Below are 442 nucleotides of genomic sequence, written 5' to 3'. Positions count from 1 at the left end.
GCTTCGACTTCAATTAACACGCCAAAAGGCAAATCTTTCACTGCGAAGCAACTGCGTGCCGGACAATCTTGTTGGAAAAACTCTGCGTAGACCTTGTTAAACTCGGCAAAGTCATTAATATTCGATAGGTAACACGTTGTTTTTAAAACAGTATCGACACTGCCACCACCAGCCTCTAAAACGTGCTTCAAGTTAGTAAGAGATTGATGACTTTTTGCACTGATGCCGCCTTCAACTACTTTTCCTGTTGCCTTATCAACGGGTAATTGACCAGATGTACAAATCAAATCGCCATAGCTAGTGCCATGTGAATAAGGTCCGATAGCAGCAGGCGCGTGTTCAGATGAAATCAATTCTTTCATTTTTAAATCCTCACATAAATTTTATTTTTTATTAAGAAGCTTCTAATTTAACTTCCGTATTAGCGTTATTTTTTCAATTA

At 38.5% G+C, this 442-nt stretch carries 1 protein-coding gene; it reads right to left on the bottom strand.

The window, feature by feature from the left end; translation table 11 throughout:
* Positions 1-362: Rid family detoxifying hydrolase (locus R7Z50_RS26020; protein WP_318149544.1), on the bottom strand; the 362-nt coding region annotated here is incomplete at its 3' end.
* Between the last annotated feature and the right edge of the window lie 80 nt (positions 363-442).

This window comes from Vibrio sp. 1249-1 (assembly GCF_033340495.1).
This window is presented reverse-complemented; position numbering and strand designations above follow the sequence as displayed.